This window comes from Microbacterium sp. K36, assembly GCF_004794355.1.
Taxonomy (GTDB): domain Bacteria; phylum Actinomycetota; class Actinomycetes; order Actinomycetales; family Microbacteriaceae; genus Microbacterium; species Microbacterium paraoxydans_D.
Map to the genome: position 1 here is coordinate 38,331 of NZ_SSDN01000042.1, position 24,005 is coordinate 62,335.

21 protein-coding genes are annotated in these 24,005 nt (G+C 70.3%); 10 read left to right on the top strand and 11 right to left on the bottom strand.

Annotation, left to right across the window (positions count from 1 at the left end):
• Position 1: 1 nt before the first annotated feature.
• Positions 2-994: a stage II sporulation protein M gene (locus DW296_RS02785; RefSeq protein ID WP_136050997.1), complete on the bottom strand. Its 993-nt coding sequence runs from the start codon at positions 992-994 to the stop codon at positions 2-4.
• Between the two features lie 16 nt (positions 995-1,010).
• Here DW296_RS02785 and DW296_RS02790 point away from each other — a divergent pair, with 16 nt between their 5' ends.
• The gene (locus DW296_RS02790) at positions 1,011-1,820 is read left to right on the top strand and encodes an RDD family protein (RefSeq protein WP_136050998.1); all 810 of its coding nucleotides are present in this window, start codon (positions 1,011-1,013) and stop codon (positions 1,818-1,820) included.
• Between the two features lie 38 nt (positions 1,821-1,858).
• On the opposite strand, the gene DW296_RS02795 is transcribed toward DW296_RS02790, so the two are convergent.
• Positions 1,859-2,065, bottom strand: coding sequence for a DUF3499 family protein (locus DW296_RS02795; RefSeq protein ID WP_025103036.1), 207 nt, complete (start codon positions 2,063-2,065; stop codon positions 1,859-1,861).
• 78 nt (positions 2,066-2,143) lie between these two features.
• On the opposite strand from DW296_RS02795, the gene DW296_RS02800 reads away from it, so the two are divergent.
• Positions 2,144-2,569, top strand: a complete 426-nt coding sequence (locus DW296_RS02800) for a hypothetical protein (protein WP_240742964.1) — start codon at positions 2,144-2,146, stop codon at positions 2,567-2,569.
• A gap of 9 nt (positions 2,570-2,578) precedes the next feature.
• Here DW296_RS02800 and DW296_RS02805 read toward each other — a convergent pair whose 3' ends face one another.
• The 4 genes from DW296_RS02805 to manA all read right to left on the bottom strand — a co-directional run bounded on the left by DW296_RS02805 (position 2,579) and on the right by manA (position 8,678).
• On the bottom strand, positions 2,579-3,961 hold the full coding sequence (locus DW296_RS02805; protein ID WP_136050999.1) for a DUF5719 family protein: 1,383 nt from the start codon (positions 3,959-3,961) through the stop codon (positions 2,579-2,581).
• Positions 3,958-6,990: a glycosyltransferase gene (locus DW296_RS02810; RefSeq protein WP_136051000.1), complete on the bottom strand. Its 3,033-nt coding sequence runs from the start codon at positions 6,988-6,990 to the stop codon at positions 3,958-3,960. The genes DW296_RS02805 and DW296_RS02810 overlap by 4 nt, the downstream gene beginning before the upstream one ends.
• An 82-nt stretch (positions 6,991-7,072) precedes the next feature.
• A complete protein-coding gene (locus DW296_RS02815; protein WP_060921730.1) occupies positions 7,073-7,390 on the bottom strand; it encodes a WhiB family transcriptional regulator in 318 nt (105 codons plus the stop codon).
• Between the two features lie 160 nt (positions 7,391-7,550).
• Positions 7,551-8,678: a mannose-6-phosphate isomerase, class I gene (gene manA / locus DW296_RS02820; RefSeq protein ID WP_136051001.1), complete on the bottom strand. Its 1,128-nt coding sequence runs from the start codon at positions 8,676-8,678 to the stop codon at positions 7,551-7,553.
• 68 nt (positions 8,679-8,746) lie between these two features.
• Between manA and DW296_RS02825 the strand changes: the two genes are divergently transcribed.
• Both DW296_RS02825 and DW296_RS02830 read left to right on the top strand, forming a co-directional pair.
• Positions 8,747-10,162 carry an O-antigen ligase family protein gene (locus tag DW296_RS02825; RefSeq protein ID WP_136051002.1) on the top strand — a complete coding sequence of 472 codons (1,416 nt, stop codon included), beginning with the start codon at positions 8,747-8,749 and terminating at the stop codon, positions 10,160-10,162.
• Positions 10,159-11,457, top strand: a complete 1,299-nt coding sequence (locus DW296_RS02830; RefSeq protein WP_240742965.1) for an O-antigen ligase family protein — start codon at positions 10,159-10,161, stop codon at positions 11,455-11,457. The genes DW296_RS02825 and DW296_RS02830 overlap by 4 nt, the downstream gene beginning before the upstream one ends.
• A gap of 10 nt (positions 11,458-11,467) precedes the next feature.
• Here the strand turns inward: DW296_RS02830 and galE are convergent, their stop codons facing one another.
• Positions 11,468-12,457, bottom strand: a complete 990-nt coding sequence (galE, locus tag DW296_RS02835) for a UDP-glucose 4-epimerase GalE (RefSeq protein ID WP_136051003.1) — start codon at positions 12,455-12,457, stop codon at positions 11,468-11,470.
• 146 nt (positions 12,458-12,603) lie between these two features.
• Between galE and DW296_RS02840 the strand changes: the two genes are divergently transcribed.
• The 3 genes from DW296_RS02840 to DW296_RS02850 are packed head-to-tail and all read left to right on the top strand — an operon-like array spanning position 12,604 to position 16,074.
• Complete coding sequence (locus tag DW296_RS02840; RefSeq protein ID WP_136051004.1) at positions 12,604-14,514, top strand: glycosyltransferase; 1,911 nt, start codon at positions 12,604-12,606, stop codon at positions 14,512-14,514.
• Complete coding sequence (locus tag DW296_RS02845) at positions 14,511-15,473, top strand: glycosyltransferase (protein ID WP_136051005.1); 963 nt, start codon at positions 14,511-14,513, stop codon at positions 15,471-15,473. The genes DW296_RS02840 and DW296_RS02845 overlap by 4 nt, the downstream gene beginning before the upstream one ends.
• 1 nt (position 15,474) lies before the next feature.
• Positions 15,475-16,074, top strand: a complete 600-nt coding sequence (locus tag DW296_RS02850) for a hypothetical protein (RefSeq protein ID WP_136051006.1) — start codon at positions 15,475-15,477, stop codon at positions 16,072-16,074.
• 23 nt (positions 16,075-16,097) lie between these two features.
• Here DW296_RS02850 and DW296_RS02855 read toward each other — a convergent pair whose 3' ends face one another.
• The 3 genes from DW296_RS02855 to glf are packed head-to-tail and all read right to left on the bottom strand — an operon-like array spanning position 16,098 to position 18,797.
• Positions 16,098-16,832: an ABC transporter ATP-binding protein gene (locus DW296_RS02855; protein ID WP_085607131.1), complete on the bottom strand. Its 735-nt coding sequence runs from the start codon at positions 16,830-16,832 to the stop codon at positions 16,098-16,100.
• Positions 16,832-17,650 (bottom strand): ABC transporter permease, encoded by an 819-nt coding sequence (locus tag DW296_RS02860; RefSeq protein WP_136051007.1) that lies wholly within the window; start codon positions 17,648-17,650, stop codon positions 16,832-16,834. The genes DW296_RS02855 and DW296_RS02860 overlap by 1 nt, the downstream gene beginning before the upstream one ends.
• A 10-nt stretch (positions 17,651-17,660) precedes the next feature.
• The gene (gene glf / locus DW296_RS02865; RefSeq protein ID WP_136051008.1) at positions 17,661-18,797 is read right to left on the bottom strand and encodes a UDP-galactopyranose mutase; all 1,137 of its coding nucleotides are present in this window, start codon (positions 18,795-18,797) and stop codon (positions 17,661-17,663) included.
• Between the two features lie 148 nt (positions 18,798-18,945).
• Here glf and DW296_RS02870 point away from each other — a divergent pair, with 148 nt between their 5' ends.
• The 3 genes from DW296_RS02870 to DW296_RS02880 all read left to right on the top strand — a co-directional run bounded on the left by DW296_RS02870 (position 18,946) and on the right by DW296_RS02880 (position 23,040).
• Positions 18,946-20,418, top strand: coding sequence for a cell wall-binding repeat-containing protein (locus tag DW296_RS02870; RefSeq protein ID WP_168428961.1), 1,473 nt, complete (start codon positions 18,946-18,948; stop codon positions 20,416-20,418).
• A gap of 102 nt (positions 20,419-20,520) precedes the next feature.
• Positions 20,521-21,942 (top strand): cell wall-binding repeat-containing protein, encoded by a 1,422-nt coding sequence (locus DW296_RS02875; RefSeq protein ID WP_136051010.1) that lies wholly within the window; start codon positions 20,521-20,523, stop codon positions 21,940-21,942.
• A gap of 90 nt (positions 21,943-22,032) precedes the next feature.
• Positions 22,033-23,040 carry a cell wall-binding repeat-containing protein gene (locus DW296_RS02880; protein WP_168428962.1) on the top strand — a complete coding sequence of 336 codons (1,008 nt, stop codon included), beginning with the start codon at positions 22,033-22,035 and terminating at the stop codon, positions 23,038-23,040.
• Between the two features lie 48 nt (positions 23,041-23,088).
• On the opposite strand, the gene DW296_RS02885 is transcribed toward DW296_RS02880, so the two are convergent.
• Positions 23,089-24,005, bottom strand: a 917-nt coding sequence (locus DW296_RS02885) for a nucleotide sugar dehydrogenase (protein ID WP_136051012.1), incomplete at its 5' end; no start/stop codon positions are given.

A 24,005-nucleotide genomic window follows, 5' to 3' on the forward strand; every position in this document is an offset into this window, starting at 1 on the left:
CTCACCCGGCGACGAGCCGCGGCGTGCCGGACTCGTACTCCACGAGATCACCCGTCTCGCCGCGACGAGACGCGCGTCGGCCGACCACGAGCATGTAGATGAGGAAGACGGCGAGTGCCGCAGCCCCGATGCCGATCTTGATCGGCCACGGCAGCGCCCATCCGGTCACGAAACCCTCGACGAGTCCGGAGAGGAAGAGCGCGAACACGAGCCCGAGGGCGACGGTGGCCAGCGCCCTGCCCTCCTCCGCGAGCGCCTCCGCGCGGGTGCGGTGACCGGGTGCGACCCAGGCCCAGAACATGTGCAGACCGGCGGCCGCAGCGACGAAGATGCACGTCATCTCGAGCATGCCGTGCGGAAGGATGTACAGCACCATGAGGTCGGCCTTGTCATGGACGGCCATCACCGCTCCCGAGGTGCCGAGACTCATGGCGTTCTGCACGAGCATGGAGACGGGCCAGATCCCGGTCACGCCGAACAGCACGCACTGCATCGCGATCCAGGCGTTGTTCGTCCAGACCATGCCCATGAACACCGCGGCGGGGTTCTCCGTGTAGTACCCGGTGAAGCTCTCGTCGGCGTATTGCTGAAGAGTGTCGGGCGGCCCCAGAGTGGCGACCAGGGCGGGGTCGCTCGCGATCCAGGCCGCGGTGCCGACGGCGACGGCCACGAAGGCGAGGGCGATGACGAGGGTCGTCCACCGCAGCCGGTACAGGGCTGCGGGAAGTTGGAGGCGGAAGAACCGCGACGTCTGCGTGAGGATGCTGTCGGCAGCACCCGTGAGCCGGAGCCGCGCGCGCACGAGGATCGTGGAGAGGTAGGCGCCTTGCGGCGACTCCCCGACCGACGTCTTGAGCTCCGCGAGATCGGCCGAGGCGGCGCGGTACCGCACGATGAGCTCATCGACCCCGGCGCCGTCCAGACGGGCGCGGCTGAGGGTGTCCAACCGTTCCCATTCGGACCGGCGCGCATCGGTGAGGGCATCGGCATCCACCTGATTTACTGTACTCATGTCCGCGCAGATCGACGTCTCCGACGAGGTGCTCTCCGGGGAGGCGGTCGCGATCGACGTCCAGCCCGTGGGGTTCCTCCTTCGGGCGGCCGGGGCCGTCATCGACATGCTGCTCGGCTATGCCGTCTTCCTCGGATCGATCCTCCTGCGCATCTGGCTCCTCGACATCGGCGTGCTCGACCCGGCCACGGACCGCATCGCCCTCGTGGCCTCCCTCGTCCTCAGCTTCGTCGTCCTGCCGATCACGATGGAGGTGGCGCTGAAGGGACGCAGCCTCGGAAAGCTCGCCGTCGGCGGCAGGATCGTGCGGATGGACGGCGGAGCGGCCGGATTCCGCCACGCGTTCATCCGCGCGCTGCTCGGCGTCCTCGAGATCTACCTCACCTTCGGCGGCCTCGCGGTGCTCGTCGGCGCCTTCACCGCACGATCCCAGCGCCTCGGCGACCTCGTCGCCGGCACGTACAGCCAGCGTGTGCGCACTCCGAAGCTGGTCACGCTCACACCGGTGCTGCCTCCGCAGCTGACGGCGTGGGCGCAGGTGGCCGATGTGGCGCGCCTTCCGGACCGACTCGCCCGGCGCATCTCGCAGTTCCTCGTGAGCGCTCCCCGCATGCTCCCGGCTGCGCGGGAGCGGGTGGCCCGCGACCTGCTCACCGAGGCCGCGCCCTTCATCTCCCCCCTGCCGGCTGCGCCGCCGGAGCTCGTCCTGGTCGGTGTCACCGTTCTCCGGCGGGAGCGGGAAGGCCGTGCGCTCGCCAACGCGGACCGGCGTGCGGAGCGCCTGACCGGTCGTCGTCTGAGCGTCTGACGATCTCGTCGGCTACGCCGGTCAGTGGCGGTCGACGCTCATGCGCGCAGCGCCTCATGGCGGACGACGAGCCATCCCGCGGGGACCGAGAGCCGGTCGGCGTGCGGCGCGCAGAGGTCGTGCGCCTGCGGATCGTTCGCCGCGCCGAGCGGGCCGAGCGCGGCCATCTGGTCGCCGTAGTCATACGTGAGGGTGGCCACGGCCTCACGCGCGCAGCCGACCTTCGAGCACAGTCGTCCGTCCATCTCCGTCAGCGTACGACCCCATCCGACTGTGGCGGCGGTGCCGCGCCGGAAGCGGCCGCTGCGCCTAGACTTTTCGACATGCCCCGTCGCCGTTCCGTCCCCGCCTCCACCGCTCGCCGCGGTGCCAGGCACGGCCGACACGGGCGCCTCGGGCGCAGCGAGGTCGTCAAGCCTCCGCTCGCCCCTTTGGACGGGCGCATCGATCGCTTCGATCTCACCGTGGGCACCGCGGTCGAGTTCCTCCGCGGGACGTGGCCGGAGCTCCAGGACGTCCGGTTCGAGATCGGTGCGCTGCCGTCGTACGACGCCGACGGCGAGGTGCCGCGCTGGCATCTCGACCGTGAGCAGCGGAGGATCGTCCTCTTCCGCATCCCCATCGAACGCCTTCTTCCGCCCGGTCACGACGACGCCGCGCATCGACGGATGGCGATCGAGAGCGCTGTCTTCCGCGCGGCGGCCGAGTACGTCGGCCGGGAGCCGTGGGATCTGGGCCACGACCACTGATCCGGCTCGTCAGGGGTAGACGGTGATCGACGTCTCGACGCCAGGGGACGGCGGAACCGGGAGCACGGCAACCGCGCCGGGCGCGGTCATCGTGACGGCGGCGTGCACCTCGCCGGAGGGACGGAGGAGATAGGTCGTGTCGGGCGCGACGTCGATGCCGCGGGTCTCCCCCGCCGGGATGACGATCTCCTCGGGTGAGCCACCGTCGATCGGCGAGAGGGAGACGGTGGTGTCCTCGTCGGACGTGTTGGCCAGCTGCAGTCGCGGAGACGGACCGGCCGGCACCGCGAACGCGACCTCCGCATCGATCTCGGGGGCGGGGGTGACCCACGCGAAGTCGGAATCGGCTCCGAAGCCGTCCTGCTGACGGACTCCCGCGATGACCGGGGCATCGGCCTCGATCTCCACGGTGTACGTCCCGGGCTCGAGGCCGCTGAGCGAGACCTGGGCCGGCTCGTCCGCGGTCAGCGGCACCGTGAACTCGTCCAGACCGGCGCCGCCGCCCTCGGCGGTCACCCGGACCTGGGCGAGCGCGTCCGCGCCGGGAGCAAGCAGTCGCAGCACCGTCATGTCCCCCTGGTCCCCCGTCGCGGCGAACGCCTGCACGCCCGGGAGCACGACGCGCTGCTGAGGACCGGGCACCGCCTCCTGCTGGTCGGCCCCCACCGGGTCGAGCACCTGCATCAGTGCAGACTGCAGGACAGCGCGGACCGGTGCCCCGACCGCGCTCACCTTGACGACGGGGATGTCGTTCCCTGCGGCGATGGAGGTCAGTGGCAGCGCCGTCTGCGTGCGCGGAGGGACGATGACGGTACGACCGCCACGCGCCGATCCGTAGACGGCGAGGGTCACGGTCGCGGGGACATCGGACGCGTTGGCGAGGAGGACCACGTCCTCGGCTCCGGTGCCCACCGACCCGCCGATGAGCCACGACTCCAGCCGCGGGATCCCGCAGGGCGAGGCCGCGAAGCCGGCGAGGTCATCCGCGGCGAGGGTGGACGACTCGGCTCCCGCGATGAGCGGCGCCGTGCGTCCCTCGACGGCGCCGGTGAGCACGGGCACCTCCTGCCCGTCCACCAGATCCGGGACGGCGAGCCCCGCCTGCGACGGGACACCGCTCGTGCCCCCTGCCGTGAGTTCAGGAGTCGCCGCCCGGCGCATCTCCGACGGGGCGGCCGTGTTGCGACCGAGAGCGCGGAAATCTCCCGCGCACACCAGGACGCTGTCCCCGGGGAGCGGAGTCACCTGCTGCTGTGCCGGCTCGTGCGTCACTGTCGGCCAAGGGGCGTGCACGGCGGTCGCGACGCCCAGCACACAGGCCGCGGCGACCACGACTCCGGTGACGACGCGCGCACTGGTCGCGGCGACGCGGAACGCACGGGTGCCGGTCATCGGTGGTCCTCCTCGGTGCCGGTGCTTCCTCGAGTCTCGGCGGACGCATGGTCCTCGGTGGGATCGCCGTCCGGCACGTCGTCATGGTCTTCGTCGGTCGGGTGCGCGTCGGCGATCGGGGCGAGCGCCTCGTCGGCGAGCGCGGGCTCGTCCTGCGGATCCTCGACGGTGCCGACCGGCGGCACGTCGGCTGCGTCTGGCACGGTGTCCTCCGCATGGCGCGGGAGCACCAGCGGCTCCTCCGGCGCCCTGCCGACGATCCGCGACTGCGCCCGCGCGGCCCGACGCGACGCGCGCGTCGGGATGGACAGGAGCAGCGCGGCGAGCAGGACCAGGAGCTGCACCGTCACGACGAGCCGGGCGGTGCCCTCCTGGGTGGCGCTCAGCGATGCCGGCGCCGCCGGCTCGCCCTCGAGGCGCCAGAGGACTCCTCGATCCGTCGACCCTGCCTGCACGAGGCCGGCCCGTTGGTCGATCGCGGCGACGGACGCCGTGCGCAGTGTGCGTGCGCGATCCCCCTCGCCCGGCGCCTCCGCGAGGAGGACGTAGCTGATCCCCTGCGCGAGCAGTTCCGCCGGCGCGTCGAAGTCGCGGGCGGAGATGAGGTCGACGGCGAGGGTCGCGATGTCGGTCCCCTGCGGTTCGACCGCCGTCGAGAGCATCGTCGTCTGCGAGCCGAGGGTCTCGCTGGGGCCGCGCACCACGTCGACAGCGAGACCGCCGTCGTTCTGCGGCGTGAGGATGAGTGTGGAGATCGGCCGGTCCCCGGCAGCCTGGGCTCGCACATAGGCGGGAAGGGTGGACTCGGGGCCGTTCGTCAGTGCGGAGCGGTCGGTGTGGAAGGCGGTGAGGGCAGGGACGGCGCACGCCACGAGAGCGAGGGCGGCCACCCCTGTGGCGGCGACGCGCAGGCGCGGCAGCGTGATCGCCGTGTCGAGCGTGATCGTCGCGGCACCCACGACGCCGATCCAGGCGAGGCTCAGACCGGTGCCGGGCCAGATCGGCACCGGGGTGCCCCCCGCGGCGGCGACGCTGATTCCGACGGCGAGAAAGGCGGTCGCGAGTCCGCTGAGTGCGACGACCAGCAGGGTGATGCCCGCCCGCCATCGAGGGGAGACGGCGGACCCCAGCGCGAGCAGCGCGAGCGGTGCGCAGAGCAGTGCCGCCCAGGTTCCGGGGACGACGCTCGCCCAGCCCGCCAGATCGCTCGTCGGGAAGCCCCCGGCGATCGCCAGGCGTCCGGCGGCGTCGGCCGACGCCTGCGGCCCCAGCCACGTCAGGCCGGGATCGGCGAGGAGGCCGAGGGCCGTGCCGTGGGCGAGCTGCCAGAAGATCAGGGGAGCGAACAGCACCGCGGTGGGCAGGGGAAGCCAGAGCAGGCGGCCCGCACCTCGGAACTGAGCCGTGCCGAGCACGATCCCCAGAGCCACGACCCATAGCACCGCGAGGGCAGGGGCCAGGACCGGTGCGCAGGCGACGACCGCCGCCAGGAGCAGGGACGCGCTACCGGCCGCGCCCCAGGACCGGTGGGCGACCACCGCCGAATGGAACAGCCACGGGAGCAGAAGGTGGACGAGCACGGCAGAGGGCCGCCCGTCCACGAGCGCGGTGAGGAAGGTCGGCGCGAGCGCCCACGCGATGCCGGCGAAGATGCGCAGTCCGGCCCGATCGGTGACCCGGGTCGCGGCGAACCATCCGCCGAGGACCGCGAGCGGCAGCGCGAGGATCCACAGCAGCACCATCGCGAAGGAGGGCGCGCCCGGCCACAGCGAGCCCAGGACGGCGATGATCGCGGCGAACGGGTCCGCCGGTCCGACGAGATCGACGCCGATCCCGCGCAGACCCCATGCCGCGTCCTGCCACAGCGCGACGACGGTCTCGCGTAAGGGCAGGAGGCCGCCGCCGCCCAGCGCCGGCCAGGCCAGGAGACTCGTGAAGCAGGCGATGCTCACCACCAGCGCGGCCAGCACCGCCCAGGCTCCGCCCCCGGAGAAGAAGCGGAGCTCGCTGACGGCACCGTGCTCGCTGCCGTGCCCGTCGTCGAGCCGGCGACGCAGTTGTGTGGGGGTGACGCGCAGCGGGGCGATGCTCGCCCAGGTGGAGGATCGGAACGAACGGATCCGGGCGCGCGATCGGGCGACGGCGCCGAAACGGATCATCGCGAGGAGAGCCGCCCCCCATTCCGGGAACACGGCCTCCGGCCGCTTGCCGATGAGATGAGTGAGGGAACGCCACAGCGCGAGCGGCAGGAACGTCAGCCAGTGCAGCGGCACGGTGGCGGCAGGAGCATAGGCGAGGCGGCGATGCAGCTGCGCGAGGCGGGTGACGAAGGCACGGCGCGCCCGTCCCGCCGGAAGCGCCGCAGGGCCGTCGGGGGCGGCGGAGACCCTCGCAGCCGGAGCGAGGACGACACGGCCACCTCCGAGTCGCGCCCGCACGCCGAGGTCGAGGCCTTCATCCGCACCCCCGAGGGCGGGATCGGGGCGAAGCGCCTCGCGCACCTCTCCGCGGATGAGCAGGCCCCGGATGTCGGCGCCGAGGGCGTCGTCCATCCGATCGTGCTGGCCCTGGTCCAACTCCCCCGCCGCCAGCTCGACCGACCTGCCGAACGTGGTCATGCTCACGCCCAAGGAGACGATCTCGCGCTCATTGTCGGTGGCGACGAGTTTCGGCGCGATGATCGCGGCGGACGGCGACCGCTCCAGCATGCCCGTGAGGCGCTCCAGCGCACGCGGGTGCGGGGCGGTGTCCTGCGCGAGGATCCAGATCGCCGATCCGTCGAGGACTCGCGGGCGCGCCAGATCGAGGGCCTCGGCGAACGAGGTCGACGCGCGCGCCTCGATGATGCCCTCGACGGTGGCGGCGACGGCTTCGCTCTCCCGTGCGGTGGTGGCGTCACCGCAGATGATCAGCGTGACGGCCGCGGGCGGGAGCGTCTGCGAACGCACGGCATCGAGCGTGCGGAGGAGCTGGGCGCGGGCGGAGGGGCCGGGGCGCGCGACGATGAGGGCATGGACTCGGGCTGGCATGACGTGGTCAGCCTATGCGGGGCGTCACGCCGGGATGCGCACCGCTCCCGGCGCGCCCGGGAAGCCGCGCCGCGAAGTCGGGTCAGCTGGCGCGACGCTTGAGCTTGCGGCGCTCGCGCTCGGAGAGACCACCCCAGATGCCGAAGCGCTCGTCGTTGGCCAGCGCGTACTCGAGGCACTCGCCACGGACGTCGCACGCCGTGCAGATGCGCTTGGCATCCCGCGTCGAGCCGCCCTTCTCCGGGAAGAACGCCTCGGGGTCGGTCTGCGAGCAGAGCGCATCGCTCTGCCAGGCGAGGGCGTTGTCGTCGTCCTGGTCGGACCGGCGGACCCCGGGGACACCGAGGTTGACTGGATCGACGAACCAGTTCTCCGGCACATCGGAACGGTAACCCGTCATCTCGACCTCCAACCCTTCAGAAACCGCCCCCCTGGCGGGCCGTGCTCACCTAATTACACCCGTGTCATTCGCTCCGGTCAAGTCGCGGATCGTAAACCCTCAAGCGATTCTTGAAGGTTCTTGGACGTTCCTCGGCGTGTCGCGGACCCGGGACGACGCCTCAGCGGCCGGGAGTCGCGACGAAGGCCTCTCCGGCACCGGAAAGCGTGAGGGAGCGCTCGTCGGCGTCGGCGAACGCCACCGTGCCGACCGGGACGGCGGTCTCCTCGCCGGACTCCGCGGTCACGTGGACCGATCCGGCCGTGGCCAGCACCATCGTCGGGCCGGAGACATCCAGTGTGACCGCCGCGTCATCGATCCGGACCCGCTGGAGCGAGAAATCGGGGACGGGCACGGAGTACGTCGTCACGGCTTCGCCGACCGTGGGCCGCAGCACCGGGACCTCGCCGGGGGTGGTGTCCAGCACGGCGAGCAGCTCAGGGACGTCGATGCGCTTGGGCGTCAGACCACCGCGGAGCACGTTGTCGCTCGCCGCCATGATCTCCACGCCGAGGCCAGAGAGGTAGGCGTGCAGCAGGCCGGCTCGCAGGAAGACACCTTCGCCGCGGCGCAGCACCACGTGGTTCATGAGCAGGGCGACGACGACCCCGGGGTCGCCCGGCGAGGTCTCGGCGATAGCGGCCACGGCGCGCAGGGCCGGCTCCTCCTCCCCTGCATCACCACCGGCGGCGCCGACGACGGCAGAGATGATCTCCTCCACCTCGCCCTGCGCCTCTCCGCCGAGCAGCCAGCCGATCGCGTCTCGGAGCGGGTCGCCCTCACCCGAGAGCCGCTCCCGCAGGGATCGCACGCCCGGAACGTCGTCGAGGGCGTCGAGCAGTCGCAGCGTGTCCGCGACCGGACGCAGGCCACTGAGCGACTCGAAGCGGTCGCTCAGGGCGACGATGAGCTCCGGCTTGTGATTGGCGTCGCGGTAGTTCCGCCGCGGGTCGTCCAGCGGCAGCGAGCTCTCCCGCGCCCAGCCTTCCTGCGCCTGCTCCCTGGTCGGGTGCACCTGGATCGACAACGGCCGCGCGGCGGCGAGGAGCTTCAGCAGGTACGGCAGCGTGCCCCCGGTCACCTGGTCCAGCGTCCCGCCGTCCGCGAGGTCGGCGGGATCGCCCGGGTGATCGCCGAACCACACCTCGGCCTCCGGCGCGCCCGTCGGGGTGCGGCCTTCGAGCTCGGCGAGGAGGGAAGACGATCCCCAGGCGTAGTCGCGGGGCACGTTGGTGAGGCTGCGCAGCATGCCCCCAGCGTAGAGCCCGGCGCGACGGACAGGTCGGATCCGGGTGCGTCGAGGTAGCCTGAGTCGCGATGGCCCAGTACACAAAGCACCCGGTGGCAGCCCCGCCCACCGCGCCAGAGCGCGAGTCCACGGGGCATCTCCTGCTGCGTGGATACGTCATCGCCGTCCTGTTCGTGGCCTTCGCGCATTCGGCGGTGTACAACCTCGTCGGCGAGATCGGGGCCGCCATCGTGCTCGCCCTCTTCAGCGCAGCCACCCTCGCGATCGGCGTCCCGATGCTCGCCAGGAAGCGCCCGCAGTCCTTCCGCTGGCGTCGGCTGCCGTGGGCGGCCATCGGCTACACGGCACTCGCCCTCCTCTCGGTCGCCTGGTCGCAGTGGCGTGTCCCCACCGTCGCCACGGGTGTGCTCCTGGCGGCGGTCACGGTGAACGGTCTGTTCATCGCACACGCGCTCACCTGGCACGAGATCGTGCGCGCCCTGTCCTCGGCCTTCAAATGGATCCTCGGCCTCTCCCTCGCCCTCGAGCTGTGGGTGTCGCTGGTCCTCCACGGTCCCCTGCTGCCGAACTTCGCGGACATCCCCGCCGGGAAGATCGACCCCCAGTGGTACTGGGTCCGCGACAACCTCTTCGACGGCGGACGCATCCAGGGCATCCTGGGCAACGCGAACCTGCTCGGCATCGTGTCGCTGTTCGCGCTGATCACCTTCGGCGTGCTCTTCGCCGCGCGAGCCCGCTGGCGGACCACGCTCGCGCTGTGGATGCTCCTCGCGGCATACTTCCTCGTCCGCACCGCGTCGGCGACCGCGCTCGTGTGCGCCGCCGCGGCCGCCGTGGTCCTCGTCGTCGCCCTGCTGATGCGTCGAGCCGCCTCGCCCACCGCGCGCACCCGGATCTATATCGTCGCGATCGGCTCCACCGTCCTCGGCGGTCTCGCCGTGTGGCTGCTGCGCGAGCCCCTCCTCGGCCTCCTCGGCCGCAGCGCCGACCTCACCGGCCGCTCCGACAAGATCTGGGCGGCTGTCCTCGAACGGGTCGGCGAGCACCCCGTCATCGGCAACGGCTTCTCCAGCCCGTGGGTGCCCACCGACCCGGCCTTCGACGGCTGGATCGTCGACCATGGGATCACCGTGTTCCACGCCCACAACATGTGGCTGGACGTGCTGCTGCAGCTCGGCATCGTGGGCGTCGTGCTGATGGCCGTGGCCTACGCCAGCCTCCTGTGGCGCTCGTGGTTCTTCGCCGTCGACCGTCCCCGGTGGGACCTCGACGCGCGGCGCCCCTATTCCCCGCTCACGCTGCTGCCCAGCCTGTTCACCGTCGTGCTGCTGGTGCAGGGGCTCACCGAGTCGACCCCCATCATGCTGTGGGGGTGGCTGCTCCTGGTGATGCTGTCGTTCAAGCTCAAGTCGGTGCCGCTGGTGGGCGTCGGTGAGCGGGATCTCGTCTTCGAACGCGGCGCGACGCCGCGGCGGGTGCCGTGACGGTGGCACACCCGTTCGCCCGGCTCCTCGGCTCGGCGGAGATGGCGCGGGCGTTCACGCTGGCGGCACTGACCGCCGTGTTCGGCTCGTTCGCGATCGGACGGATGACGTCGGCCGTCACCCTCGCCACCATCATCACGGCACTGTGCCTGCTCGGCGCCGCGATCCTCTGGGTGCGGAGAGAGGAGCTGTCCCCGCTGCGCATCGCGCCGTCCTCGCTGCTGGCCTTCCTCGCCTGGGCTCTCGTGAGCCTGGTGTGGACGACCGACCGCTCCGACACGGTCCTGGGCTGGCTCTCGCTCTTCGGCTACGCATTCCTCGCGATCACCATCGGACACATCCGCGACACACTGCAGACCGTCCGCGCGCTGGGCGACACCCTCCGCGTCCTGCTCGGGATCTCCCTCGGCGTGGAGATCCTCTCGGGCGTGCTCCTCGACCTCCCGTTCGCCTTCCTGGACATCCAGGGCAATCTCGCCTCCGGCGGCCCGGTCCAGGGACTGTTCGGCAGCCGGAACATGCTCGGCTTCATCGCCGTGCTCGCCCTGATCACCTTCGTGATCGAGTGGCGCACCCAGTCCGTCGATCCGCCTCTCGCCGTGGTCTCCGTCGCCCTCGCCGGCGGCCTGGCCTTCCTGTCTTCCTCGCCGACGGTGCTCGTGCTGGCCGTCGCCGTCGGAATCGTCACGGTCGCGCTCACCATCGTCCGCCATACCGCCCCGGCCCGTCGGAACCTCGTGCAATGGACGCTGGGCGTCCTGGTCGCCCTCGCACTCACCGTCGCGTTCGCCCTGCGTCACCAGATCATCGCGCTGCTCGACGCCGGATCCGACTTCTCCATGCGGGCCGAGCTGTGGAACATGATCCTCGACTTCGTGGCCGTCAAGCCCATCACCGGATGGGGGTGGTTCGGCGACTGGGCCCGAGGAGAGTATCCGTTCACGTTCATCAACTTCCAGCTCGACGACCGGCATCAGAGCGCACTGAACGCCTTCTTCGACGTGCTGCTGCAGCTCGGCGCGGCAGGGTTGGTGCTGTTCCTCCTGCTCGGCGGCATCGCGCTGATCCGCTCCTGGCTGGTCGCGAGCGTCCGCCGCTCCGTCGTCTACGCCTGGACGCCGATCACGCTCGTGACGCTCGCGGTGGACTCGATGTTCGAGAGCTTCACACTCGTCGGCGCCGGGTGGTTCATGCTCGCCCTGTGCGCCCTGCGCGCCGGGCAGTCCCGCTCATGGCGCGAGAACATCGACGCCGCGCATACCGGCGCCATCCCCACTCTGCGCCCGCAGGAGTGACGGCGCGCCGTCAGCGGACGGTGGGGAGCTTCTCCGCCCAGGCGAGGGCGTCGCGGACGCCGTCGTCGACGGAGCGCTCCGCGCGCCACCCCAGCACCTCGCGCGCCCGCTCCACGATCGCGAAGGCGCCGGCCTGGTCCCCGGGCCGGCGATCGGTCTCGACGACGGGCAGCGGGTCCCCGGTCACCCTCTCGAAGGCCTGAACCAGCTCGCGGACCGTCACACCGTCGCCGGTGCCCAGGTTGATCACCTGATACGGCTGCTCCGGCGTCGCGACATCATCGAACCTGGTCACCGCCGCGACGTGTGCGAGCGCGAGGTCCCACACGTGGATGTAGTCCCGCAGGCCCGATCCGTCGCGGGTGGCCCAGTCGGTGCCGGTGATCGGGAACGGCTCGCCGGCCGCCCGCGCCTGCATGATCTTGCCGAGCGCGTGCGACGGCGTGGGATTCTGCAGTCCGGTCCGCAGCTTTGGGTCGGCACCGATCGGATTGAAGTAGCGCAGCGCGATCGCCCGGAAGTCGCCTGCGGCGGCCGCATCCGCGAGGATCTGCTCGACCATGGCCTTCGTCGCCGCGTAGGGGCTCGAAGGGGCGAGGCTGCCGCTCTCATCCACCCCGTCGCCGGTCTCCCCCGCGTAGATCGACGCCGACGAGCTGAAGACGATGCGCGCGATACCGGCGTCGCGCAGGCGTCGGAGCAGAGTGATCGTCTTGCCGACGTTGCTGTCGTAGTAGCCGAGCGGATCGGCGACGGACTCCGGCACGACGATCCGGGCGGCACAGTGCACGACGGCATCGATGTCGGGGTGCTCCGCCAGCAGCCGGTCGAGGACGGCGGCGTCGGCGATGTCGCCGACGTAGAGGTTGCGCCCCGCGCCGAAAGCCGCCAGCCCGGTGGACAGGTCGTCGAGGACCACGACCTCGATCCCGGCTTCGATGCATGCCGTCGCCACGGTCGATCCGATGTAGCCGGCCCCGCCGGTGATCAGTACCTTCATCGCGGTCAGTCTAACCAGCCGCGCCGAGCGCCAGGGTTCGGCTCTCCGCAGATCCGAAGGCGACCACCGGTAGGCTACTCACTGCTCGTCGAGTCCCGCGCTGCCCTCCGGCAGCGGCCGCGGCACCAACAACGGAGAACCTCCCTGTGGCCCACGTCCTTCAGAACGTCGTCTTCCCGCTCGATCGCGACCCCGACCTGCTCCCGCTGTACGCGGACCCCGAGACGTGGTCCGTGATCGAGGAAGAACCGGTCCGGGTCTCCAGCCGCGCACACCTGGGCAACATCCTCGGTCGGCACCGCGCACGCATCGTCGCAGGACGGCGCGTCTCGCTCGGCACCTACTTCAACGCGTTCCCCGCGTCGTACTGGCAGCACTGGACCAGCGTCCGCGAGGTGCAGCTCACCGTCAGGACCACAGGGCCGGCCACGATCCTCGTCTATCGTTCCAACGGCTCCGGGGTGCGTCAGCGCGTGGCGACGCGTGAGGTCACCGGCGAGGCGACGACCTCCTTCGACCTCGACCTCACGCAGTACAGCGACGGAGGCTGGATCTGGTTCGACATCGTCGCCGACGAGAAGCCCGCCGTGCTCGAGGGCGCGGAGTGGACCACCGAGCACGAACCTGCCCGCACCGGCAAGGCCTCGCTCGGCATCACGACCTACAACAAGCCCGACTACTGCGTCGAGACCCTCCGGGCGCTCGCCGCCTCCCCCGATGCCCTGGAGTTCGTCGACCGCATCTTCCTGGTGGACCAGGGCACGCAGCTCGTGGCTGACCAGGACGGCTACGCGGAGGTCGCCGAGCGTCTCGGGGAGACCCTGCAGGTGATCCGCCAGGGCAACCTCGGCGGCTCGGGCGGCTTCGCCAGGGCGATGCACGAGTCCCTGCAGCGCCCGGAGAGCGACTTCGTGCAGCTCCTCGACGACGACGTCCGCATCGAGCCGGAGTCCCTGCGCCGTTCCATCGTCTTCGGTCAGTTCGCCACGACGCCCGTGCTCGTCGGCGGGCACATGTTCGACCTCCTCGATCGCCCCAAGCTGCACGGCTGGGCGGAGGTCGTCGACGAGGGTCCGTTCATGTGGCGCAACCTCTACCAGGAGAAGATGCCGCACGACTTCGGTGCTTCCAACCTGCGCCAGTCGCCGCTGCTGCACATGCGCATGGACTCCGACTACAACGGCTGGTGGATGTGCCTCATCCCGCTCGATGCGGTCCGCGAGGTCGGGCTCTCCCTTCCCGCGTTCATCAAGTGGGACGACGCGGAGTTCTGTCTCCGCGCCGGTGAGGCCGGTTTCCCCACCGTGGCGATGCCCGGGGTCGCGCTGTGGCATGTGTCCTGGGTGAACAAGGACGACTCGATCGACTGGCAGGCCTACTTCCACGCCCGGAACCGCATCGTCGCCGGGCTGCTGCACTCCACGGCGCCGCGCGGCGGGCGCCTCATCGTGCACAGTCGGCGCGTGGACCTCAAACACCTCATGATGATGCAGTACTACCCCGTGGCGCTGCGGGCTCGCGCGCTCCGGGACGTGCTCTCCGGCCCCGCGCACATGCGCAGGAACCTCGCGACGGCGATGCCCGCCGCGCGCGCCCTCGCAGCCGAGTATCCCGAGACCGTGATTCACCGCGATCCGGCCAGGGTGCTGCACTCGCGCCGCGGCCGTCAGGTGTTCAAGCGGCTGCCGAAGAACGAGTTCGACAGCCCGACGGGTCTGCGGCTGCGTATCTTCACCCTGAAGACACTCGTCTCGCACTGGCTGCACCGCCCCGACCCCGCGAACATCGCGCAGCCGGAGGTCGAGTTCGGCAAGGAAGACGCGCACTGGTGGCGCGTCCCGCCGTACGACAGCGCGCTCGTCAGCGCTGCCGACGGCTCAGGGAAGAACATCTACACGCGCGACCGTGCCAAGTACCGCCGCATGCTGCGGGAGTCCGTCCGGCTGCATGCCGAACTGCGGCGGCGATGGCCGGAGCTCCAGCGGCAGTACCGCGATGCCCTTCCAGACCTGGTCTCGCCCGAATCCTGGCAGCAGATCTTCGAGGAGAAGGCATGACCACCGAGGCCTCACCCTTCGATCCGGCGTCCGCCGCGATCGTCATCGTCACCTTCAACCGTTCGCACCTGCTGACGGGCCTGCTCACCAGCATCACCGCGATGGACCCGAAGCCGGGCCGCGTGATCGTGATCGACAACGCCTCCTCGGACGATACGACCGATGTCGTCGAGTCCTTCCGTGAGGACATCGGCACCGAGCTCGTCTACCGTCGACTCGACGTGAACACCGGAGGCTCCGGCGGGTTCAGCGAGGGCATGCGCACGGCGTACGACCTCGGCGCCGAGTGGATCTGGATGATGGACGACGACGTCGAGGTGCTCCCGGACGGCCTCGCCCGGATGGGGGCGTGGGCGCCGCGCTTCAAGAGCATCCAGGGACGGCGCTACGACTACGACGGCAGCGAGTTCTACTGGCAGTACCGGATCGCGGAACGCATGGGCATCCCGATCCCCTTCGCTCCGGCGGGATTCGATTCCTCGGGATACAAGGAGATGAACAGCGGCTGCTTCGAGGGCATGTTCATCCACCGCTCGATCGTGCAGCAGATCGGCCTCCCCGACCCCCGCTTCTTCATCTACTGGGACGACCAGATGTACGGCTGGCTGGCCTCACGCCGGACCACCGCGGTCATCGTCGACGAGTTCGTGCTGCGCCGCACCCGCGAGATCCGACAGTGGGACATGGGAATCCGGCACATGAACGCGTCGAGCAACGCGTACCGGTACTACATCATGCGCAACCGGGCGTTCATCAAGCAGTACTACCGCGCGCACGGCGTCTACAACCCCGTGCTGTTCGGCCTCGGAACCACCGCGACGTTCTTCAAGGAGCTGATCCGGCTGGTCTTCGTGGAGCGCACGGTCCGCGGCACGAGCAACCTGTTCCGCGGCCTCAGGGACGGCGGACGCATCGGCCGCGACCGCACCTGGGAGCCGATGAGCCCTCTGGAGGCCTGAGATGGACGACCCCCAGCCCGAGGTGCGGTGGGCCCCGCTCCCCCCAGCACCGAAGCGCACCGGTCGGGTGTGGCTGATCGTCGGTCTGAGCGTCGCGGCGCTCGCGATCGTCGGTATCCTGCTGTTCTTCCTGCTCCCGCGCGACGGTGGCCCTGAGCCCGTCGGCAGCACGAGTCCGTCTCCGACGGCCACCCCCTCCGAGACGCCCACCGCCACTCCCACTCCGACGACGACCCCGTCCGCGACCCCGGAGCCGACGCCGATCACGACGGCGCCCCCGATCGGCGATCCGACGGTCGAGGTGTTCCGCGACAAGGTGTCCGGGTGGCTGAACTCCGCCGATCGGGGTCTCGACATCGTCGCCGGGGCGAGCGGTCAGGATGCGCTTCCCGTCGTGGACTCCCTCCAGGAGGACGCCCAGCGCCTGGGCGACGCCCTGCCGCCGTCCTCCATCCAGGACTCCTGGCGCTCCGGCGTAGAGACCTACGCCCAGCGGCTCACGGCACTGCGCGCGGCGATCGAGGGCGGCTCCGGCGTGCCAGGGGCCATCGACAGCGCGCGCGCTGCCGCGGCAGACCTGCGCAGCCTCGTCGGACTCTGACGCCCCTTGGGCCCGAGCACGATTCAGACGGAGTAGTCCGCGTTGTAGCGGTCGAGCACCTCGTTGATCGGTGCATCCAGGGCGAGCGTGCCGCGGTCCAGATAGAGTCCCCTGGTGCAGAACCGGCGCAGGTCGCGCTCGTTGTGGCTGACGAAGAACAGCGTGCGACCGTCCGAGAGCAGCTCGTCGATGCGCTTGTAGCACTTCTCACGGAAGGCCTTGTCGCCCACCGCGAGGACCTCGTCGACGAGCAGGATGGGCTCGTCGAGCTGGGAGACGACGGAGAACGCGAGGCGCACCTTCATGCCGTTGGAGAGGTGCTTGTACGGCGTCTCCTCGAATCCGGCGAGCTCGGCGAAGGCGATGATGTCGTCGTACCGGCGGGCGACCTCGTCCTTCGACATGCCGTGCAGCCCGGCCGTCAGCCGGACGTTCTCCCTGACCGTCAGATCGCCGACGAAACCGCCGGTGATCTCGATGAGCGGGGCGACCCCGCCGTTGACGCTGACAGAGCCCTCATCGGGCAGCAGCACGCCAGCCACGAGGCGGAGCAGCGTCGACTTGCCCTGACCGTTCCGCCCGACCACGCCGATCGATTCGCCCGGTTGCACGGTGAACGAGACGTCGCGGAGCGCCCAGAACTCTCCGGGACGCGAGCGTCGGGACGCTCCGGCGAACAGGTCCTTGAAGCTGCGCTGCCCGCGACGGTTGCGGCGGAAGCGCACACCGAGGCCCTGCACGTCGATCGCGGCGTCCATCACAGCTCCTTCAACACGGGGCGCTCGAGGCGTCGGAACGCCCAGACGCCGAGCGCGAGGATCAGCACGCACATCACGGCGCTGACCGTGAGCGTGAACGGGTTCCACTGGTCCGGGAAGAACGGCATGCGATACAGCATGAAGATCCCGGCGAGGGGGTTGAAGGCGCCGAGCGTCTGGAAGATGCCAGGCAGGTCCGTGACGTTGTAGATGATCGGGGTGGCGTAGAACATCGCCCGGAGGATGAGCGCCGTGGTGCGCTCGAGATCCGTGTAGAGCACGCACAGCGGCGCGACGAGCAGGCCGAGGCCGACGAGCAGCACCGTCTGCATGAGGATCGCCACCGGCACCCAGAGCACGCCCCAGCCGATCTGCACCACCTGGTCCGGATGGCTCTCGAACAGGAGGTTGACCACGATGAACAGCACCAGCACCGGGAGCGAGAACAGGAACTCCATGCCTTTGCTGAGCACGATGCGGTTCACCCAGATGGAGCGCGGGATCGACGTCGAGCGGACGAGACGGGCGTCCTTCTTGAACGCCCGCGTGAAGTCCGACACCGAGCTGTTGAACCACACCCACGGCAGCAACGCGCTGATGAGGAAGATGATGTACGGCTGCTCCCCGACGTCGCGACGGAATACCTGGGTGAACACGAACCAGTAGATCGCGCTCATCACCAGCGGGTCGAGAACAGACCACACGTAGCCGAGGAAGCTCGTCGCGTACCGGACCTTGAGGTCACGGGCCGACAGCAGCCACAGCGAATGCAGATAGCGCCGGGGCGTCCCGGGCGCCCCGACAGCAGCGTGACTCACGATTCCGAGTCTAGGAGAGAGTGTTGTTCCAGAGCGACAGCGCCGACCCGATGGCCATGTGCATGTCGAGGTACTGGTACGTGCCCAGGCGTCCGCCGAAGTGGACGTCCTTCTCCCCCTTCGCGAGCTCGCGGTAGGCCAGCAGGCCCTCGCGGTCGGTCGGGGTGTTCACCGGGTAGTAGGGCTCGTCGGTGCGCTCGGCGAAGCGGGAGAACTCCCGCATGATGACGGTCTTCTCGGACTCGTAGACGTCCTTGCGCTCCGGATGGAAGTGCTTGAACTCGTGGATGCGGGTGTACGGCACATCCATGTCCGGATAGTTCATGACGCTGGTGCCCTGGAAGTCGCGGACGTCCAGCACCTCCTGCTCGAAGTCGAGCGTACGCCAGCTCAGCGCGCCCTCGGCATAGTCGAAGTAGCGGTCGACGGGACCGGTGTAGACCACCGGGACCTGACCGACGGTGGCCTTCTTGTTCAGCGGCTGGGACTCGTCGAAGTAGTCGACGTCCAGCTTCACCTCGATGTGGGGATGGTCGGCCATGCGCTCGAGCCACGCGGTGTAGCCGTCGGTGGGCAACCCCTCCCACGTGTCGTTGAAGTAGCGGTTGTCGTAGGTGTAGCGCACCGGGAGCCGGCTGATGATGTCGCCGGAGAGCTTCTGCGGGTCGGTCTGCCACTGCTTGGCGGTGTAGTCGCGGAAGAACGCCTCGAACAGCGGGCGCCCGACGAGGGCGATGCCCTTCTCCTCGAAGTTCGTCGCGGACTTCGCATCGAACTCGCCCGCCTGCTCCTTGACGAGCGCACGGGCCTGGTCCGGCGTGTACGCGGCCTGGAAGAACTGGTTGATCGTCCCGAGGTTCACCGGCATCGGGAACACGACGCCCTTGTGGGTCGTGTAGACACGGTGCACGTAGTTCGTGAACGACGTGAAGCGGTTGACGTACTCCCACACCGTCGCGTTCGACGTGTGGAACAGGTGCGCGCCGTACCGGTGCACCTCGATCCCGGTCTCGGGCTCCGCCTCGCTGTAGGCGTTGCCGCCGATGTGGGAGCGGCGGTCGATGACGGTCACCTTGCGGCCCGCTTCCGCGGCGCGCTCGGCGATGGTGAGGCCGAAGAAACCCGACCCGACGACGAGAAGATCCATGCTCCCATCGTATCGGCGCCCGCCTGGGAGCCCGTGCCACGGAGGATCGCACCGCCCCATCGCACATCGCTGTCGTCGATCCCCACGCGGCCGCTACGCTGAGCGAGATGCGGGGAGACCGCAGCCCCTTCCTTCAGATGGAGTTCCCATGTTCCGACGTGCGGTGCCCGCTGCCCTCGCGGCCGTCGTCCTCGCTCTCTCCCTGCTCACCACGACGAGCGCCTCGGCCGACACGGCACGGCCCGCGGCGACCGGAGCGCTGGCGGACATCACGTTCCCGGCGGGGGTCTCCCGGCTCTCGGGCATCGACCGGTACGAGACCGCGATCGCCGTCGCGAAGAAGTACGCCTCCGGCACCGACGCCGTCTTCGTGGCGACCGGGGCGAACTTCCCCGATGCCCTGTCGGCCGCCGCGGCCGCTGCGCGCCTGGGCGCACCTCTGCTGCTCACCCCCGGATCGGCCTTGCCCGCCGCAGTGCGCACGGAGATCGCACGCCTGAACCCCACCACCATCTTCATCGCGGGATCGGAGGGCGCGGTGAGCGCCGCCGTCGAGCGTGCCCTCGCGACCATCGCCCCCGTGGAGCGTCTCGGCGGCGCCTCCCGTTACGAGACGGGCGACGCTCTCGTCCGGCGAGCCTTCCCTGCGGCTACCCACGCCTTCATCGCCACCGGACGGACGTTTCCCGACGCACTGGCAGCTACCGGCGCCGCCGGCGCCTCCTCGGCACCTGTCATCCTCGTCGACGGCAACCTGAACGCTCTACCCGCGCAGACCCGGGACCTGCTTACCGCCCTCGGCGTCTCGGCAGTCACGGTCGTGGGTGGCACGGGCGCCGTATCGGCGGGCATCGCCGCCGAGCTCGCGAACACGTACGACGTGCAGCGTCTCGGCGGAGCCGGGCGGTTCGACACCGCAGCGCTCATCAACGACTCCTTCTTCGCCCCGGGGTCGGCAGCGGCCGCCTTCCTCGCCACGGGCCAGAACTTCCCCGACGCGCTGGCCGGCGCAGCGTTGGCAGGACGCACCAAGAGCCCGGTCTACGTCACGAACGCCGGATGCGTCCCGGAATCCGCGCACCGGTCACTGCAGCGGCTCGGAGCACCCAGCACCGTAGCGCTCGGCGGGGCAGCCGTCGTGAGCGCTCAGGCGGCCGCGAACATGGGTTGCCTCACGGCTGGAGCACCGAGCATCTCCGGAACGGCGCGCGTCACCGGGTCGCTCACCGCGAACGTCGGCACATGGACTCCCGGGACATCTTTCCAGTACCAGTGGCTCGCGAACGGCAGCCCGCTCTCGGGCGCCACGGGCCGGACGCTCACCCTGACCGCAGCGCACGCCGGCAAGCAGATCTCCGTCCGGGTGACCGGAAGTCTGTCCGGCTACGTGACGGCATCGGTGCTTTCGGGCCGGACCGCCGCGGTCTCCTTTCCGCCTCGCACGACGCCAATCGACAGCTGGAACTGCCCGAGCTGGGCGCCCATCAAGGGCAACATCGGCGAGAAGGAGAAGATCTACCATCTGCCGGGCGGTCGATACTATTCCGCGACCAATCCGGAGGAGTGCTTCCGCACGGAGGCGGCCGCGCAGAGCGCCGGCTACCGGCGCTCCAAGCTGTGAGGACCGTCGGGGGCGCCTCTTCCGGAGCGTCGGGGGCCCCACGATAGGATCGCGCCACGGCCGCCGGGCTCTCCGGACGCCACGAAGAGAATCGAAGACTCCTTGAAAACACGTTCGCACCGTCGCGTCGTTGTCGCCGCGACGGCACTCGCCCTCGCTCTGTCCGGTCCGCTCGCCGCGGCAGCCGCCGATGATCCGGGGCTCCCTCAGCTCGATCAGGTGGACGCCGCTGCACCGAAGGCGGGAGGGCACTTCCGCCTCGACGAGTCCTCCGCGTCGGCGCTGAGATCCCCGCAGGCCCGAGCATCGGTGGCGGCCGCCGCACCGTCCGCGGTCGATGCGTCGACAGTCACCGAGGTGACCTCCACGCGCGCCCGTGCCACATGGTCGGCGCCCGCGGACAACGGGTCGGCGATCATCGGATATCACCTGCAGCTCCTCATCGGTGGGAATGTGATCGACGAGATCGTCACCGACGTGCCGATTCTCGGCGTGACGCTCACCGACCTCGCACCGGACACGACCTACGGCTTCCAGGTGGCAGCGGTCAACGCGGTCGGGACCGGTCCGTTCTCCCCCGCGCAGAGCTTCACGACGACGCACTCCTCGGTGGAGCGCCAGTTCGGCGCCGACCGCTTCGAGACCGCCGTACGCGTCTCCGAGAGCGCCTTCCCGTACGAGGGCGTGCCCGTGACCTTCATCGCCAACGGGATGAACTTCCCCGACGCGCTCGCGGCGGCAGCGGCTGCCGGCACCTTCGGCGGCCCGGTGCTCCTCACCCGCCCGGGCAGTGTGAGCACGGCGACGGTCGACGAGGTCGCGGCGCTGAAGCCGGAGTTCCTCATCGCCGCCGGGGGGAAGGCCGTCGTGAGCGACGCGGTCCTGAACACTCTCCGGCCGTCGGCGACCGTGGGCACGGAACGTGCCGCCGGCGCCTCGCGATACGAGACCGCCGGCATCATCTCCACGCTGTGGGAGGCGACGGGTACCGTCTACCTCGCGAACGGCATGAACTTCCCGGATGCGCTGGCCGGTGCGGCGGCCGCCGGTCACGAACGCGCTCCGGTCCTGCTCACCAAGCAGAACACGCTTCCCGCCGAGACTGCCGCATACCTCCGGTATCTGCGACCGTCGAAGCTCGTCGTCCTGGGGGGCACCGGCGCCGTCAGCCAGGCCGTCGTCGATCGCGCGCAGGCGGCCACGCAAGGCTCGATCGTCTCGGTCCAACGCCTGTTCGGCGACAGCCGGTACGACACAGCCGTCGACATCTCCCGGCGCACGTTCACGACTCCGCGGGTCCCCGTCGTGTACGTCGCGAGCGGGCAGAGCTTCGCGGACGCCCTCGCCGGCGCAGCCGCGGCCGGCGCGCTGGGCGGCCCCGTGCTCCTCACCGCGCCGACGGAGATCAGCGACGCGACGATCGCGGAGATCAAGCGACTGGACCCGGTACGGGTCGTCGTGCTCGGTGGTCCCGCCGTCGTCAGCGACGCTGTCCAGAACCGCATCGCGAACGCGATCGACTGACTGACGGGGCGGTCGTGACGCCTCGACGTCGCGACCGCCCCTCCCCCTGAAAGGCAGCTTGTGCCCTCCCGCACCCGTTCTCGCGTCGCCGTGACCTCGATCGCCCTCGCGGTCGCCGTCGTCACCCTGCTCGCCTCTCCCGCCCCTCCCCCTGCTTCGGCGGCGCCCCGGCCACAGACGACGATCGAGCGCATCTTCGGTTCGGATCGATACGAGACTGCGGCGGCGGTCTCCGCGGACGCGTTTCCCCGTACCGGCGTGATCACCGCGTTCGTCGCCAGCGGCGTCGACTTCCCCGACGCGCTCGCGAGCGCCGCCGTGGCCGGTTCGATGGACGGCCCCGTGCTGCTCACCAAGCCGGGGTACCTGCCGGCGGCGAGCGCCCGGGAGATCACCGCGCTGTCGGTTGACAGCGTCTTCGTGACCGGCGGACCCGGGGCCGTCAGCGACGGCGTTCTCCATCAACTGGAATCGCTGACGGGGGGCGCCTTCCGTTTCGGCGGCGCCGACCGATACGCGACGGCCGCAGCCCTGCTGCCGTGGTGGATGCTCGAGTTCCCCGATGTGGTCTTCCTCGCCAGCGGTGCCGACTATCCGGACGCGCTCTCGGGTGCAGCCGCCGGAGGACACCTGGACGTGCCCGTCCTGCTCGCCGCGCCGGACAGGCTTCCGGCCGAGACCGTCGCGGCCCTCGGACGTCTGGCACCGTCCAGGGTGATCGCGCTGGGCGGCACCGGCTCGATCAGCGACGCCGTGCTGGAGAGCGCGCGACGGGCGGCCGGCGACGGCGCGACGGCCGAGCGTCGTGGCGGAGCGACCCGCTACGACACCGCCGTGTCCGTGTCGCAGGGCACGTTCGCCGACCCGGGTGTCCCTGTGGTCTACGTCGCGAGCGGCGAGGACTTCGCCGACGCCCTTGCCGGTGCCGCTGCCGGAGGCAGTATCGGCGGCCCCGTGCTCCTGACTCCTCCAGACGAGGCTCCCGCGGCGGTTCTCGCGGAGATCCGCCGCCTCGCCCCGGAGAGGGTCGTGATCCTGGGAGGGACGAGCGTCGTCAGCGAGCGCGTCGCCACGCAGATCGCCGCTGCGGTGCGCTGACGGAACTGCTCCCGGACGCCTGACCGGCGCCCAGGAGCAGTTCCCGCATCAGGCCGCGGTGCCGACGACGATGCGCGGTGTGCCTGCCCAGAGCGCGGCATCGGTGGCCGCACGCCCGTCGACGATCAGCTTGATGCCGGGAAGCTGCGCAGGACTCAGCTCGCGGTAGTCCGCGTGGTCGGTCTGCAGGATCGCGAGGTCGACCTCCCCGCCCATGGCGTACGGTTCGAACCCGAGGCGGCGCAGCTCGTCGTCGCTGTACAGCGGATCGTGCACGACGACATCGGCGCCGCGGTCCTGAAGAGCCTTGACCGTGGGGAAGACTCCGGAGAACGCGGTCTCCTTCACCCCTCCGCGGTATGCCGCACCGAGGACGACGGCCCGCTGGCCGCTGAGGTCGCCGAGGATGCCCTCAGCCTGTGCGACCAGCCGCTCCGGCATCGAGGCGTTGAGCTGACGGGCCACACGGACGATGTCCGCGTCCGGGTCGGTCGACAGGTAAAGCCGGGGATAGACGGGGATGCAGTGACCGCCGACCGCGATTCCCGGGCGATGGATGTGGCTGTACGGCTGGGAGTTGCAGGCCTCGATCACCTTGTAGACGTCGATGCCATGAGAGGCGGCGAACAGACCGAACTGGTTGGCGAGACCGATGTTGACGTCACGATAGGTCGTCTCCGCCAGCTTCGCCATCTCGGAGGCCTCCGTGCTGCCGAGGTCCCAGACGCCGTTCGGCTGCGCGAGGTCCGGACGCTCGTCGAACTGCAGCACGGCCTCGTAGAACTCGCGTGCGCGCCGATTGCCCTCGCTGGAGAGCGCACCGATGAGCTTCGGGTACTTGCGCAGGTCGGCGAACACGCGCCCCGTGAGGACGCGCTCCGGAGAATACGCGAGGAAGAAGTCCTCGCCCTCCGTGAGACCGGATCCCTCTTCGAGCATCGGCTTCCAGCGGTTCCGAGTGGTGC